Source organism: Pseudomonas sp. P1_C12 (assembly GCF_056406435.1).
Map to the genome: position 1 here is coordinate 1 of NZ_JBFUAE010000030.1, position 15,609 is coordinate 15,609.

Below are 15,609 nucleotides of genomic sequence, written 5' to 3' on the forward strand. Positions count from 1 at the left end.
GACACGTTCAGGGTGCCGTCGGCGAACCACTTGATGTCGACATGGTGATCGTCGAAGGAAGTCTGCTTCACCGTGGTGAAAGGCTTGATCCAGTCGAGGCGCTTGGCTTGCTCGCGCCAGAAGCCGTCCGGGTTGACGACCGACTGCTGGTACATGGCCTTGTAGGTCGCCTCGTCGGTCAGCGTGTTAGCCAGAACCTCGGGACGAACGGGATACAGGGAAGCCGCACTCATCTTTCTTACCTCGGTGGAATAGTTGTTTTTGTATGACCACGTTTTAGCCGGGCCGGGCCTATAGAACCATTCGACGATGGTAGTAACAAGCCCCTACAAAATGCGCTGAAATAGCCATCTACCCTGTCACACCGGGGATAAACCGTCGTACTCCAAACGAGGTAGGAGCTGCCGAAGGCTCGGGCCGCGTTCGGACGATCTTTTGACCTTGATCTTAAAAATCAGAATCGAAAGCGAGATCAAATGATCGTCCGAACGCGGCCCGAGCCTTCGGCAGCTCCTACGCGTGCACATCACCTGAATTTCGGGGATTGTTACGAAATCTGTCAAAGGTGTTTATCAAAACCACGGCTATATGGACGAAGCGCCCACGCCTAAAATCCGCCACGCCAACAAGGCAACCTGATTAACCCAGTTACAGCCCCCACGAAGGCAGTTAATCAAACACCCTGGTACTGAAGTTCCACACGCAATCCCAAAAAGATTGCGTGCCCCCTTTCGATCTCTAAAAGGTAAAAATTAAATGAAAGCTTTATTGGTTCTGGCCCTCAGCAGCGTGTGCCTGACCGCCATGGCCGGCGAGGTCCCGACTGATGTCGCCCAGCAACAACCGCCCGTTGAGGAATACACTTACTCGATGAATCTGGACATCGCCAAAGTGATCTCGATGAGCGAAGCACCGAACGTGTGTGAAGTTGTCCCCATGAAAATGGAATACGAAGATTCCCACGGTCAACGGCATATCCTGCGCTACAGCGCGATGGGCAATGGCTGCTCTAACGGCTGATCCCCTGCTTCACCCCTCCCCCAATAAGGTTCGACCCACCCGCCTCGATCAGGCAGATGAAGCGCCGAACCTTAATGATCAATTAAATCGATTGTTTTTAGCACTTATTTGCGCTTTTTAATCGAAATAGTCGGCGTAGTATCAACTGCAACCCAAGACAAACAACGCCTGCGAAACTGGAGCAACGACCATGAAAACCCAACTGATCCTCGCCCTGACCCTCTCCGTCCTGGCTGCCAACACCTTCGCCGCCGATGGTTACGACCGCACCGGCTCGGCTGCTTACACCAGCGAAGCGGCTGTCGCTTCCGACGGTTACGACCACACCGGTTCCGCGTCCTTCGCCGCCGATGGCGCAGATCACATTGGCGCTGGCAAACTGGCTTCCGACGGCGCTGACCGCACTGGCGCCGCCCGCCTCGCCGCCGATGGTGCCGACCACATCGGTGCCGCTCGCCTGAGCTGATCCGCCAGCGTGACTTCACAGCCCGACTTCGGTCGGGCTTAGTTGTGTCTGGAGCCTGAGAAAACCCCACCGAAACACAAGATGTAGTGAAAAATACCTTTTCTGGTTATTTCTTGAACAAAAATAATCCAGGGCAAAAAATCAGGAAAAAAAATCTTCCCCCGCCAACATCGTTCAAAGCCCTGTAAACCCTCGCTCCGAACGAAAAACCGCCCCCGTCGACCGATCCGTGAGCCATTTCGCCGCCCCACAGCATGCAAAACTTCCCTATAATGCGGCCTTAAACGGGCCTGCAATATTCCCTTACAGGGATGAAAAGCCAGTCTGAAGCCCCGCACAAGCGATCAAAGCTTGCTGCGCCCATCAGTGGCTCTCGGAACCCCGTACAAATTTCTGTTTGATGCCTGCGTATAGCTGCTGCAAAAAACAATTCCTTTAGATCCAACGCGGCCAGTAAGGCCGTGTGAAAAACCGACCTATCCAATTTCACACGGGCACACTGGCCCTCACGCAGGAGACGACACGTCATGCTGAGCTGGGACGAATTCGACAAAGAAGACACGGAAGTAGCAGTCAAGAGCGCCAACGCTGGCCACGCCACCGAAGCCAACATGGACCGTCTCGACAGCGCCGGCGGTGCCGCCGCCCTGGAAGCCCGTGCCGTGACCGCTTCTGACTCCGCCGCCGTTGCCCGCGCCAAAGCTGCCCTGGACTCCCTCGACGTCGCCGAAGGCCTCGCCGAACTCGAAGGCGCCTCCGCCCGTGTCGCCGTTGACGAAAAGCGCATGATCAACTGCCGCGCCGACCTCAACCAACTCGTACCCTTCAAGTACGACTGGGCCTGGCAGAAGTACCTGGACGGCTGCGCAAACCACTGGATGCCGCAAGAAGTCAACATGACCGCCGACATCGCCCTCTGGAAAGACCCGGAAGGCCTGACCGACGACGAGCGCCGCATCGTCATGCGCAACCTCGGCTTCTTCTCCACCGCCGACTCCCTGGTTGCCAACAACCTGGTCCTGGCCGTATACCGCCTGATCACCAACCCGGAATGCCGCCAGTACATCCTGCGCCAGGCCTTCGAAGAGGCGATCCACACCCACGCCTACCAGTACTGCATCGAATCGCTGGCCATGGATGAAGGCGAAATCTTCAACATGTACCACGAGATCCCATCGGTCGCGAAAAAAGCCACCTGGGGCCTGAAATACACCCGCTCGATCTCCGATCCGAAGTTCGAAACCGGCACCGTCGAAACCGACAAAGAACTGCTGCGCAACCTGATCGCCTACTACTGCGTCCTGGAAGGCATCTTCTTCTACTGCGGCTTCACCCAGATCCTCTCCATGGGCCGCCGCAACAAAATGACCGGCGTCGCCGAGCAGTTCCAATACATCCTGCGCGACGAATCCATGCACCTGAACTTCGGCATCGACGTGATCAACCAGATCAAAATCGAAAACCCGCATTTGTGGGATGCCGAGATGAAGGAAGAAGCTTCGCAGATGATTCTGCAGGGCACTCAGCTGGAGATCGAATACGCGCGTGACACCATGCCTCGTGGGGTATTGGGCATGAATGCGGCGATGATGGAGGACTACCTGAAGTTCATCGCTAACCGTCGCTTGTCGCAGATTGGGTTGAAGGAAGAGTATCCAGGGACGACTAACCCGTTCCCTTGGATGAGCGAGATTATGGACTTGAAGAAAGAGAAGAACTTCTTTGAGACGCGGGTTATTGAGTATCAGACTGGTGGGGCTTTGAGCTGGGATTGATTCTAGAGCTTGCAGCGATTTGACGACTTGAATCGACAAATCGAATACCAAAAAGCCCCGATCTGATCGGGGCTTTTTTTATGAGGTAGGAAAACTCTTACTCGCAATCTCGGTAGTAGCTAAATCTCCTACATGTATTCCAGCACCTTCTGTATTGAGGGCCATTCCAAGCAGCCCTAAGCTCTACTGCAGGTGCCTAAGAAACGCCCAACGTAGAAAGCTAGCCAATTGCACAGACGAGCAGTCACCCTTGGTGATCTATCGTACGGCTGTGTGAGGCTTTTGCTCGTTGGAGCTTCTTATGTCCACTCTACGTTGGGGTCAGGCCCGCCAAAGTCCAAACGTAGAGGTAATGGATATGCCTGAACACAACCTTCTCGTCACTCTCCGAATCATGGAGATCGGTCATGTCTGATCTCTTTTCTGTAACAGTCTTCGCCCGCCACAACCTTCCTCTCCATGCCCTCCTCCTAGAAAACCAACCATGGTTCTGCGCCCGCGATATCGGCCGCTTGATGGGTTTCCATCTAAGTGAACGCATGGTCAACAAGCTAGACAAAGACCAGCACCGCACGCTTTGGATTGAGTATTACCGGCAACCAGAAAAGCAGCTGATGCTCAGTGAGTCCGGCGTATATGCGCTGTTGGTGTATCACTACGCGCCAGGAAATCGGTTGCTGCGTGAGTGGATCACTCATCAAGTGGTGCCGGCCTTACGTGATGCTGAGCAGTCGGACAATTCGCATCGGCCGATGCTGAGTTTGTTGGATTGGCCAGAAATGTCGCTGAGCCTGCTGCATTGGCAGGATGAGCCGTGGATTCGGTTGCGGGATATGCCTTGTTTACTGCTGGGCCAGCGGCAAACGTCTTGGTGGCGGAAGGTTTCGCAGTTTTTTCTGTTTTAACAGGTTGTCGCAAAAAGGGTGCAACCTTCTGCACCCTATATTGACTTAGCCCGCCGAACATCCAATCGACTCACCACTGGTCTTCTGTAACCACTGAGATTGCAGTGGAAATCCCTCAGGCCCACCTATCAAGATGCCCTGTTCCAAATCAAATGGCAGCACCCAGAGCTTAAGTTGTGGTGCGAATTCGAACACCTGCAATGGGGCATCAAACGCAGCTTGTTTTGGGTAGATCAGCACCAACTCCCCATTACCCGATAGATATTTATGACCATAGGCAAACAACTGATAAAAATCTGATTGTTTCAATCCGTAGTTTTTATACTCTCCCGATGAACTCAGCCGCTTCCACTTTGTGTCGAGCACCCAGCTTTTCTGCTGATGGTGGATCATCAGGTCCGGCCGCAGCTGAAAGAAGTTTTCATCCCTATGTTTACACAGGTGTTTGCTGCGGGTTTGGGTGAGCAGTCGCGCATCATGTAGCAGGTCCCTATTTAGGCTCGCAGCTACATAACGCTCAAATAGCTTTTCCATAGGGAATAACAAGCTCATGCCGTGCCATTCCCCAGCGACTGCTAAAGGCATCTGTTGTTTGATGATCAGCTCGCACCATGGTTTCACCGGTGCGTAGTGTGCCATCAGTCGCTCGTTACTCCATTGCTTGAAGTCCTGCTGCACGTTACGGCTTGTAGGCACCTCTAACAACACGGTTCTTAACTCATGAGCCAGTCGCCAGTTACCAGCATCCTTTGTTGCTTTGCAGACCTGATCTAACGCGAATTTGATTAAGCGATTCTCTGGTCGGTCGGGCAAATAAATTTCATGTCGTATCTGGAAATGGTGTTGTCGACCAGGGGGTTGGCGCATTTGCTTGACCACATCTAACTGACCACGCAGGAATCGCTGTTCCTCCTCCACTCGCTGGTAGTCAAAGCGTAGGCCTCGATTGATCAAGTGATCCAAAGCCAGTAAGAATCGACCCATGACCCATTCGCTCAGTGGCGCATCGAAACTCTGAAGATCCGCCGCACCGACTTCACGGGTGGGTAAATCTAGGGAAGCTTGGATCATGCGCCTCAGCAACGCTCTGCTCTGTTTGATGCAATCCTCTCGCTCGAAATGCTTGGGAAGAATTTCAAGGCGCGTACCACAGGGGGTTTCCAATACGCCGACGTAGTTGTCGAGCTTGAGCAAACAACGATTCTCAAGCTGAACCAGCGCAGCCCCAGCGCTGCTGAAAGAAGCATTTAATTTGCACAACCAATCGAAGGCGGAAACTGATACTTGAGCGATATCCAGCGTCGGCGCAGTGATGTTATCTGTCGTCAGCCTTGCGTATTCACGGACCGTGACGACGGGTTTCACACCGTCACACCTTTCAATGCACTGATAACTGCCTCACCGAGATGACGGGTATTAAACTCACGGCCACTTGAATGGTGTGTTATCAGGCCATGCTCTGCCGCTAGGTCGCGCAATATAGGCTTAGAGGGGCGAACAACCTTCCCAGCCTGTAAAACCTCGATGGAACCGCTTTCGAGTTGTCGAATCTGGATATCGCCTTTTTCAGCTTCGATAGCGTCCCGCAGCTTTGGAGGTGTTGCTTGGTGATCTATGACCCCCCAATAAGACTCGATCCTGGCAAAAGCCTCTTCATTGATAAGCCATTGGTTATTTTGGTTGTTGAGCACCACTTGATCGCCGAACAATGAATCGGGGGTGAATGGTGGCTGTTCGATAAAGCAATTTTCAGGGGATTTTCGATGATCGTTGAGTACCCACTGAATCCGCTGCCAATCTTCAAAAAAGTACTCTTGTAGCAACGGAAGCACTTGCTCGCGAAAGATTTGCCCCAACCGTTCCAGCGTTCGATCACTCACTAACGGCATGAAATACGCATGCCCTAAGCAATGATCTCGATCAAGCAGCATCTCGATTCGCTGATTCATCACTATCAGGAGTTGGGCAACATTGAGTTCGTCCACGGCAATATCTTTCAGCAACTCCGGCTTAGGCGGCATTTCACGGAAAGTGAAACGACGACGCAATGCGATATCTAGGCTGGACAATGAACGGTCAGCAGTGTTCATAGTACCAATTAGATAGACATTGCTTGGTACGCTGAAATGCTGCTTCGAGTATGGCAGTGTAACTCTCAAAGCCTCATCGGCTCCCGCGCGTTTGGAAGGTTCGATTAACGTGATCAGCTCACCAAAAATCCGAGAGATATTGCCGCGATTTATTTCGTCAATGATCAGTACGCGGGCATCATTTCCCGGAGCTTTTACCGTTACCGCTGAGTGGTTAGACGAAACCTTCAAGAGGTGTTCAACCAAGGCGGGCAAAACATTGAGATAACCATTGACCAAGTGTGGATCAAGCTTGGTTTCCGGTACTTTTTTAAATAAGAGCCGGTTGCGTATATCTGCAATGGATAAACGACCTTCTCGCACATAGCCTGCAAGCGTACTCAGAATACTCATACCTATAGGCAATTGGTTACCTTTAGGTTTACTTAACTCCACAATATCGGCAGAAGCATGGGTTACAACGTAACCGGTTCCGAAGTTATCACCCAGTTTAAAAAGCTCGCTCGGGCCAACCTCTGTTGTAGCAACCGAAGATTCAGCACCCAGTAGTTGAGCCAGCTTACTGCGGTCCAACGATCCAGGACTCAATTCGTAAAGCGTGCGCTGGGTGAACTTTCCATTCATGAGTTGATCATGTGGCAGGGCCGGTTCATAAATTCGTAGCCACTTCACCGAGCGGCATTGGCCGTACTCGAACTCACGATCTTCGCCACTCAGGCATCGGTACTCGCCAGTCACCTCTCCAATCGCCCGGAACTTACTATTCCCTTCGGTCACTACCAGCAAATCACCAATTTTCATCTTCAGCAGAAAGCTGTAAACGGCGGTAATCCCATACGCATTTTGAGGTAGAACCTCGCCTGCCTCCGCGAAACGTTGGGCTATGTCTTCCCTACTCTTGCAACCACTGAAATCGATGCACCCGCCGTAACCAAGCAAGGCATAGCTGTTTTCTTTGCACTCATCAAAAATGTACGCATCGTCTCCGTGAATGTTGCCTAATGACATTTTCCAGACGCGACGCTGCTCAATGTCCATAGGCGCTGGCGCTTGTTGGGTGACTTTAGCGCTGGCAGTGGTACACAAGTTTTTGAACACACCATCAACAACTTCATAGCGCAATTGCCCGTCGTCTCCGCTTTCCGCACGTAGGCCTTCAACGAAGTCTTCGTAGCTGAAGCTTTGATGAAACGTGACGAACTCAACATGTCCGTCTGCGGCTAACTCATCGAAACGCTTCTTCAGCGCAGCCCGATTTTCTTTGTTGGTCTGAAGAAACTCAGGGGCAAGGATTTCTAGCGCTGCCTCGATGGTGGCGAAAGTCTTCCCGGTACCGGGGGGGCCAAACAAAATCTGGTTGAGTGCAGGCGAGGTCATCGAGTCGCTTTCCTTGGCTACATGAGCAAAAAAGGGGCATCGCGTGGTGGCGGCTCGATCAAAGTCGGTAGGAGTTATAGGAACCAAAACCCGACCATGGAAACAGGCTACAGCCGCAGGAGATTAATCCTACAACGGTAACCACATTGCTATCACGGGTAAAGCAGTACAGAGAGGCGAGGCTACGGAGATTAGAAGCACTCGACCGCCGATCATCAAACAGTCGTTCTGCCGAGCGAAGTCCACTTAGGGACTCGGTGGCAGACTTTGTTTATGCGACATATTCACCTATGCCATCGCGAGCAAGCTCGCTCCCACAGGGGGTCTGCGGTTGGCTCGGGAACATCTGTGTTATCAGGACCGCTGAATTTTCTTGGCTGTCCGAGTTTCAGACAGCCATTTTTTTGAGGCGAGCAGCAGTCAATCCGCACAATTCGGTTTATCTGATGTACCCAAGTTGCAGCATTTGGGGCCGCTTCGCGGACCAACGGGGGCAAGCCCCCTCGCCACAAGGTTGGTGGCTGGCTTGGTTGCTGCGTTGGTCTTGCGAATCGCGAGCAGGCTCGCTCCTACAGGGGATCTGCGTCGGCTTGGGAAACATCAATTCAGCAAGCACCTCATAGACGGTCCTCAAATCCATCGATTAGATCATCGAGAGTCTTGTCGAAATCCGCAGACATCCGAATTGCCCCCTTCAACCGCCCAGGCTTTCGCGCCCGGGCTGTATCGAGATGGGGTAACAGATCCAGGTAAGACTTACCGTTTTTGGTAATCACAACGTTGTCACCATTCCATGCGCGCTCAGCAAGTTGAGAAAGCTGTGATTTGGCTTCGCGCATGTTTACTTTTACCCACTCAGTCATTTGGCACCTCCATGGAGTTAGCCAAACTAGCCGAAGCCGTAGCTTTTCGATAGGCCAGCCCCCTCACCTCCCCAACCCACTAATCCGCCACGGACACACCGCCGCCCTCACCCCACTCGGCCCGACAATCTCCGGCGTCTGCCCCAACGACCTCGCACTCAACACACTCCCCACCCGCTCAATCAGTTGATCAAACCCCAACGCCGCATCCTCCTGATGCAATTTGCGAAGTTGCTCAACCAAGGCATAAGTGAAAGCCCCATAGCTGTTCGACCCCACCTCATACTCATTGGCCTTTTCATTCTCCTGCGCCGCATAGAGCATCAGCGGCATGTAGGGTCCATGGTGGCCGTAGAGTTTGCCCTGGCGCAGCAGTTGGGCTTTTTTCTCGGGGCGAAGGCCGGCGGCGGCGCCTTGGGTGGTGCGGGTGCGGGTGAGGCCGCGGGTTTTGTTGTCTTGTTCGCTGAAGTCGCGGCGGTCGGCGTCGACGGCGTAGACGCGGCGGTCCCAGTCGCCGGCGTAGGGGTCCCAGCGCAGCATGCGGTGGCGGATGTCGCTGGGTGGGGTGATGCCGCGCACGCGGCCGTTGCCGCGGGTCATGCCACCGGCGTAGCAGCAGTCGAAGATGACGGTGAGTTTGGCGCCGTGGCCGTCCGGGTCGAATGGCAGGTGGCTGTAGAACTGGCGGAACAGTTTGTCGGTGAAGTGGGTGCTTTCGTCGTCCCAGTCGAAGTCGTGGAGCACCAGGGTTTCGTCCATGCAGTCGGCTTCGCCGCTGCTGCTGTAGACCGGCAGTTGAGTGCCGTGGCCGGAGTAGAACAGCACGCGCTCGTCCCCGGCACGGGCGCCTTCCACCAGCCATTCGAGGCGCTCGACGAAGTTGGCCCGGGTCGCTCGGGCGTCGTGCAGCAAACGGATGTCGCCGGCGTCGTAGCCGCTTTCCTGGAGCATGCGGCTGATCAGGTAGGTGTCGTTGATGCAGCCGTCGAGGCGTGCGCTCGGGTCGAGGTAATCGTTGATGCCGACCACCAGGGCGCGGCGTTTGCGTTGGCCGCTGCGGGACAGGAACGCCGGCACTTCCAGTGCCCGTGCGGCCACCACATCGCGGGCCAGTTGCGGCCAGAGGCCGGTCTGGCTGGTGGGTGACGACAAGTAGGCCTGGGCGGCGTGATTGAGGTCGAGCAGATCATCGCGCAATGGCAAGGTGAATTCGGTTTGCAGGTCGACTCGCGCGGAATCCGGCGAAGTGATCGGCCGGGTCAGCAAGCCGTCGTTGGGGTTATGGAGGTGGAACCAGCGGCGGATGCCTCGGCCGTTTTCGCTCAGGCGCAAGACCCGCCCGCCCCACACTTCGCGCATCACCAGCGGCAGTGCGATCGGTGAGCCAAAACTGACGAATACTCGGCCATCGATGCGCTTGAGCGCCGAACCTTTTTTCGCCACCGAACGGCGCAGGGCGTCGTAGCCGATCAGGCTGCCCAGGCCTTGGGCGAAGATGATCTGCGGATTGAATGCCTCGATCTTTGCGAGCAGATGTTGAGTCAACTCCGTGCGCAAATCGGCGTCTTCGATCCATTGCACGAGGGCGCCCACCGTGGTGCGCAACATCTGGTTGACCGGCAAGCCCCAACTGCCGAAGTTCTCGTCGGCCTTGCCCCTGGCGTCGGCCCTCAGCATCGCCAGGCCTCGGGTGATCTGGGCGAAGTCCGGTCCTTCCTTGAGCTGGTCATCGAAAGTCAGAAAGTCGATGTCCTGGTCATCGATGGGGCGACCGTTCTGTGCCAGTTGAGTGCGGATCAATGTGCGCCATTGCTCCTGCCAGTTCGCGTCGATGCCGCCCTGCCCGCCCGTTGCCCGGCTGAACCCGACACCGGGCAGGCACAGAACACGCAGCCGTGTTGGCGCGACCTCCGCCCCTGGCTCGACCAGGGCTTTGCTGGCCGGCGCCGCAACCGGAGGCACCGTTTGCCCTTGGGCAGTGACCATCAAATCCTGCAGGCGCCGCAGTTTTGCCTCCAGGCTATCTGCACTGGGCGCGGCAGGCGTGAGTGCCGCTTGCCCCGGATCAGCCAAGGCGCGGCTGCGATTGCCGAGAAAACCGCTGACCCATTGGGCGCTGCTCTTCCAGATCTGCTCCGGATCGAGGCCGTCGAGGTAACCGGTAGCGCTGTCCACCACCTGTCGACTCTGGGTCGCCAGTTCGGACTCGATCAATGGCAACCCGGTGCGACTCGGCACCACGGTGGCCGTCAACTTTGGCGCAGCCGATACACCCGGTGCAGTGCGCCAGATGGGCGCATTGCCGAAGTGCTGCGCGGCGACCACCCGTGGGCCGAGGGCGCTGCGTGGCAATTTGAAGTGATCGCAAAGAAACGCCAGCAGGCTGGTGTGATCGTAATGCTGCGCCTGGACATCGCCTGTCCAGGGGATCAAGCCCGGCTTGAGCCACGGCGAAGCCAGGATTGCCGGTACACGAACGCCGAGCCGGGTGAAAGGATTTTTCCAGGGGACATCGACCGTTGAACCGGTCGCCACGCAAGTCGGCGGCACCACGTGGTCATGGAAGCCGCCATGCTCGTCGTACAGCAGCACGAACAGGGTTTTATTCCAGACAGCGGTGTTGGCCGACAAGGCATTGAATATCTCACCGACAAACTGATCGCCAAAGCGCAGGTCTTCAGGCGGATGATGCGACACGTTTGGCCCGAGTTTACCGTTGAGCAGGCCATAGCTCGGCTCGATCCAGGACAGTTCGGGGAGTTTGTTACCGGCGACGTCCGACTTGAAGTCGTCGATGCTCAGGTGCTGCAAACCACCCTTGACCAGCGCCGCCAGCGGCACGGCGCCGTCGGAATAAATTCGCGCGTCGTGGCCGTTGTTGCGCAGCAGCGAAAAGATACTCTCGCCGCCAAACTGTGCGATCAGGCTTTTGATGCCGGCCAGTACCGTGCCGGTGGAGGGCATCAGCAAGTGGCCATTGCAACTGCCGAGCATGGCAAAAAAACGGTTCGGCCAGGTTGGGCCTGGCACTGAGGAAAACCAGCGATCACACACGGTGAAATTGCGTGCCAGTCCATGAATTGCCGGTAACGTATCGTCGGCCGGGGTGGCGCCGAACGGGATGTAGTTCATCGCCCGTTGGGCCATGGATTGCGACCAGGTTTTGTACACCTTCAGGTCGGTGCGGGCCTTGTCGTAGGCGTCCTGGGCAAAACCGGCGAGCGTGGGGTTGGCCGGGCTGGTCTTGAAGGAGACGCCCAGTTGTTTCTCTACGTTGACGAACTCGTGGCCAAGGTCGAAACCCTCGCTGTTGCTCGGCGGCAGCGCCGGAGGCAGAGGGGGTGGCGGCGCCCACAGGCTGTAGTTCTCCGGGAACTCCGATGCCTGAGTGATCACCGTCGAATTACCATTGGCCAGCTTCAGCGCATTGGTGCTGGGCGCGTTACGGTCGATACCGTCACACGCGAGGTTGATGCGGGTGTAATCCCCCAGCAGATGATCGAATGATCGGTTTTCCATCATCAGCACGACAACGTGCTCAATCCCGGCGGGCCAGTTGTTCGGCATGGTGCGCTCCTTGCTGTGAAGTCTCTATTTCGATCTCTCGGGTTTCACGGCAATCAAGGCTTGGATGGCTGGACAATTCGCCTGATCCGGCGCTTGAGCCAGCGGCATGCGGCGATTCGATCTGCCAGACAACGCTAGTCAGACGATGGGGGCTTGTCCAATGACGGGAGCACCTATCCTTTCACCCAATCCACCGAATACATCGCGACATAGCTATTCACAGCCGCCCCGACCGTTGGAAAAAACGCCGTCTCCCCCAAACGCGCAAACAATCCAAACCGCTTGAGCTTGTCCTTGACCGGGTCCTTCATCTCGGCAAAGCACAACTCGATGCCCGCCGCGTGCAAGGTGTCGTCCAGTTCGGCGAGCATGTCGGCGGAGGTCACGTCGACGCTGGTCACAGGTTCTGCGGCGACCACCAGCCAGCGCACGGGCGTGGGCGATGCGGCCACGGCGTCCAGCACTCGGTCGCTGAACAGCTCGGCATTGGCGAAGAACAAGGGCGCATCCCAGCGAAACAGGACCAGGCCGGGTATCAGACGCGCGTCGGGGTAGCGTTTGATGTCGTGGTAGCCCTTGACTCCATCGGCGCGGCCCAACACCGCGGAGTACGGGCGCCAGCCATCCCAGAGGAATTCAATGATCGCAATCACGATGGCCAGGCCGATGCCCTCGATCGCGCCGAACACGGCCACGCCGACCGTACAGACAATCGATAGCCAGCATTCCCAACGCTGGATGCGATAGATCCGGCGCAGGTCGGTGATCTCGATCAAGCCAATGGCCGAGGCGATCACCACCGCCGCCAGTGCGCTGGACGGTAAATGCTGCAACAGGTCCGGCGCCACCAGCAGCAACAGGGCAACCGCCAGTGCGCCGACGACGCCGGTCAGTTGGGTTTTGGCACCGGCAGCCTCGGCCACGGGCGTACGTGACGAACTGCTGCTGATCGGGAAGCCTTGGAAAAAACCGGCAGCCAGGTTGGTGATGCCCAGGCCCACCATTTCCTGGTTCGGGTTGACGTAGGTTCGGGTCCGCGCCGCATAGACACGGGAGAGCACGCTGGTGTCGGCGAACGAGACGAGTGCGACGGCGCAACCACCGATCAAAACCGGGACGATGTCGGCGCTGGTGATCCAGGGGATGGCGAATCCGGGCAAGCCTTGCGGGAGCGAACCGAGGACCTTCACGCCGGCGCGTGTCGCAAGGTCGAGTACTCCCACCGCGACCGTCGCGCCAACCACCGCGATCAGGATGCCCGGCAACCGCGGCCACCTTTTGAGCAGCAGGATCACCGCCAGGGTGAGCCCGCCCACCATGAAGGTGGTCCAGTTGACTTTACCCTCCATCACCGCTGAGGCGATGGACCATAAGTCTCTCAATGGACCGTTGGACTCAATCGAAAAACCGAACAGTTTGGGCAATTGGCTGATCAATACGGTCAGTGCGATGCCGTTCATGTAGCCGTAGCGGATCGGTTTGGACAGCAGCTCGGTGATAAAACCCAGGCGTGCGATACCGGCCAGGATACACACCGCTCCCGAGACGATCGCCATCATCCCCGCCAGGGCGACGGCACGCTGCGGGTCGCCGCCGGAGAGTGGCAGGATGACGGCAAGGATGACGGCCACCAGGGAGGAATCCGGCCCCATCACCAGAATTCGGCTGGGGCCGAACAAGGCATAGAACAGCAGCGGAACGATGGTCGCGTAGAGGCCATAAATGCCCGGCACGCCCGAAGCCACCGCATAGGCGATACCGACGGGCACCAGCATCGTGGTCAGCACCAGGCCGGCCATGATGTCGTAACGCAACCATGCCCATTGGTATTCGCGCAGCATGCCCAGTCCCGGTAGCCAGCGGCGCCAACCGGTCTGCTCGTCCCGGCGGGCTATCCGACCCGGCTCCGGGAGGGAGGGCGAAGCATCTGAATGGCTCATGAAACCGCCCTCTTTGATGGACTCTGCAGACTCGGCGATATCGAAGTGATCTCAGTGTAGCTATTGCTTCGAATGCGCCATCACTGGAAGCTGGCCAACTAAAGGACCTGGAACCCGACATGAAATTCGACCTCGCCTACTGCCTCAGCCTCAACGACAAGTTGTCGATCTACGACGTTCGGGATCTGAATTTCGACGAGACGATGGATTTCGATTCCGCCAGGGAACATTTCCAATGCCCGAACGATGCCTGTCGCCTGGCGTTCGACACGGCCAATGAGCTGGGTACGTTCAACGCGAAGAACGTGAATTACGTGCGCACGCCGCACTTCAAGAACTTGCCAAGTACGCGACATGTCGAGGGTTGCCCTTATGTCAGTTTGAAGTCGCCGGCGTCGGGTGCGGATGAGGCGGAAACGGATGACAGCCGCGAGGAAAATTTCCCCTCGGAATTATTACTGACCCGGCGTGAGTACGTGCGTAAGCCGTCCAGTCCGAAGGTCGCGGCGGATGGGGTGCGGGATGAGTCGCTAACGCCTTCGGTAGCCAGCAACGTCGAGCAACCAGGCAGGGAATCAGCACCGGACAAGACCAGCGTCTTCGCCCATCCGGTGGAATGTTTCGTATCGAACTTCGACGACAAGGATTTGCTCAAGCGCGTGCCCCTGAAGATTGGCGAGCACACCGCGCCTTATGGGTCGTTTTTCAAGAAGATCGAATACCTGCAGGACAACAAGGGACTGATTTACTGGGGCAAGGTCAAGGAGATCAAGGACTACACCCAGAGTTTTCGCATCGACTTCGAGAAGAAGGTCTGGTTCGAGAAAAAGCCTTACTCGGTCAATGTCTACCTGAGCAAAAAACTCATCGACAGCTACCGCAAGCGCAAGGCGTTCCTGGAGGAGATCAAGCACGCCATCGAGAGTGGGCGGGAGTTGTATTGCTTCTTTTATGGCGTAACGCCCGAGCTGAAGCAGGTGCCGAGCAAGAAAAAACCCGAGCAGACGTTCGGGGTGTTCAGCGCCAACATTGAAAACCTGGATCACTTTATTGTGCGGGAAGCGCCGGGGTTGGCGGGCAAATAAGCGCAGTGCCGTTCGTCTGGCTGAAAAGACAAATCAAAAAATGCGTTTGATCCGGGCTCAAAACAACTGTACAAAAACACAGTATATTTTGACCAACACTCTCGAGCCCGGAGAACACCATGGCCTCTCAAGCGATGAAAATCACCCTGGAACGTATCGCCCTCTTCCAATTCACCCCGGCCCACTGCGCCCAGGCCCGAGCGATGCTGGGCTGGAGTGTGCAAGAGCTGTCGCGGGAATCCCGAGTCTCGGTGGAGGCCATTCAACGCTTCGAGGCACGCCAGGAGGTGCTGGATGTCACGCGCCTGGCGTTGGCCTATCGGTTCGAATCGGAGGGGTTGGTGTTCTTCCCGGGGTTTGCGCCGGGTCGAGGGATGAATGTGAAAGGGTCGACGCCGAATCCGGTTGGTCGGGCGGATTTTGCGATGGTTGAGTGAGCTAACTCATCGATTGACGATTATTCCTATATAGGTATATTTCGCATAAATCAAAAGACGGTGTAGGCATCATTTTTTTGTAGG

General features: G+C 56.4%; 12 protein-coding genes. 6 read left to right on the top strand and 6 right to left on the bottom strand.

The features are described 5' to 3' along the window. On the bottom strand, nt 1-233 hold a 233-nt coding region (locus AC1D19_RS29310), incomplete at its 3' end, for an acetyl-coenzyme A synthetase N-terminal domain-containing protein (protein ID WP_477765439.1). A 523-nt stretch (nt 234-756) separates the two neighbouring features. On the opposite strand from AC1D19_RS29310, the gene AC1D19_RS29315 reads away from it, so the two are divergent. From AC1D19_RS29315 to AC1D19_RS29330, 4 genes are all read left to right on the top strand, one after another. After that, nucleotides 757-1,020, top strand: a complete 264-nt coding sequence (locus AC1D19_RS29315) for a DUF2790 domain-containing protein (protein ID WP_477765440.1) — start codon at nt 757-759, stop codon at nt 1,018-1,020. A 190-nt stretch (nt 1,021-1,210) separates the two neighbouring features. Continuing rightward, nucleotides 1,211-1,486, top strand: coding sequence for a hypothetical protein (locus tag AC1D19_RS29320; protein ID WP_477756284.1), 276 nt, complete (start codon nt 1,211-1,213; stop codon nt 1,484-1,486). 527 nt (nt 1,487-2,013) lie between these two features. Next, nucleotides 2,014-3,261, top strand: a complete 1,248-nt coding sequence (locus AC1D19_RS29325; RefSeq protein WP_108215199.1) for a ribonucleotide-diphosphate reductase subunit beta — start codon at nt 2,014-2,016, stop codon at nt 3,259-3,261. A gap of 407 nt (nt 3,262-3,668) precedes the next feature. Continuing rightward, on the top strand, nt 3,669-4,166 hold the full coding sequence (locus AC1D19_RS29330) for a BRO-N domain-containing protein (RefSeq protein WP_477765441.1): 498 nt from the start codon (nt 3,669-3,671) through the stop codon (nt 4,164-4,166). Between the two features lie 45 nt (nt 4,167-4,211). Here AC1D19_RS29330 and AC1D19_RS29335 read toward each other — a convergent pair whose 3' ends face one another. The 5 genes from AC1D19_RS29335 to AC1D19_RS29355 all read right to left on the bottom strand — a co-directional run bounded on the left by AC1D19_RS29335 (nt 4,212) and on the right by AC1D19_RS29355 (nt 14,003). Beyond that, nucleotides 4,212-5,531, bottom strand: a complete 1,320-nt coding sequence (locus AC1D19_RS29335; protein ID WP_477765442.1) for an McrC family protein — start codon at nt 5,529-5,531, stop codon at nt 4,212-4,214. Next, complete coding sequence (locus AC1D19_RS29340) at nt 5,528-7,633, bottom strand: AAA family ATPase (protein ID WP_477765443.1); 2,106 nt, start codon at nt 7,631-7,633, stop codon at nt 5,528-5,530. The genes AC1D19_RS29335 and AC1D19_RS29340 overlap by 4 nt, the downstream gene beginning before the upstream one ends. 617 nt (nt 7,634-8,250) lie before the next feature. After that, complete coding sequence (locus tag AC1D19_RS29345) at nt 8,251-8,496, bottom strand: type II toxin-antitoxin system Phd/YefM family antitoxin (RefSeq protein WP_477765444.1); 246 nt, start codon at nt 8,494-8,496, stop codon at nt 8,251-8,253. Between the two features lie 63 nt (nt 8,497-8,559). Beyond that, nucleotides 8,560-12,063 carry an alkaline phosphatase family protein gene (locus AC1D19_RS29350; RefSeq protein WP_477765445.1) on the bottom strand — a complete coding sequence of 1,168 codons (3,504 nt, stop codon included), beginning with the start codon at nt 12,061-12,063 and terminating at the stop codon, nt 8,560-8,562. Between the two features lie 173 nt (nt 12,064-12,236). After that, a complete protein-coding gene (locus AC1D19_RS29355; protein ID WP_477765446.1) occupies nt 12,237-14,003 on the bottom strand; it encodes a SulP family inorganic anion transporter in 1,767 nt (588 codons plus the stop codon). A 119-nt stretch (nt 14,004-14,122) separates the two neighbouring features. Between AC1D19_RS29355 and AC1D19_RS29360 the strand changes: the two genes are divergently transcribed. Both AC1D19_RS29360 and AC1D19_RS29365 read left to right on the top strand, forming a co-directional pair. Then, nucleotides 14,123-15,088: a hypothetical protein gene (locus AC1D19_RS29360; protein ID WP_477765447.1), complete on the top strand. Its 966-nt coding sequence runs from the start codon at nt 14,123-14,125 to the stop codon at nt 15,086-15,088. 119 nt (nt 15,089-15,207) lie between these two features. Then, nucleotides 15,208-15,525: a helix-turn-helix domain-containing protein gene (locus AC1D19_RS29365; RefSeq protein ID WP_477754433.1), complete on the top strand. Its 318-nt coding sequence runs from the start codon at nt 15,208-15,210 to the stop codon at nt 15,523-15,525. Nucleotides 15,526-15,609: the final 84 nt, after the last annotated feature.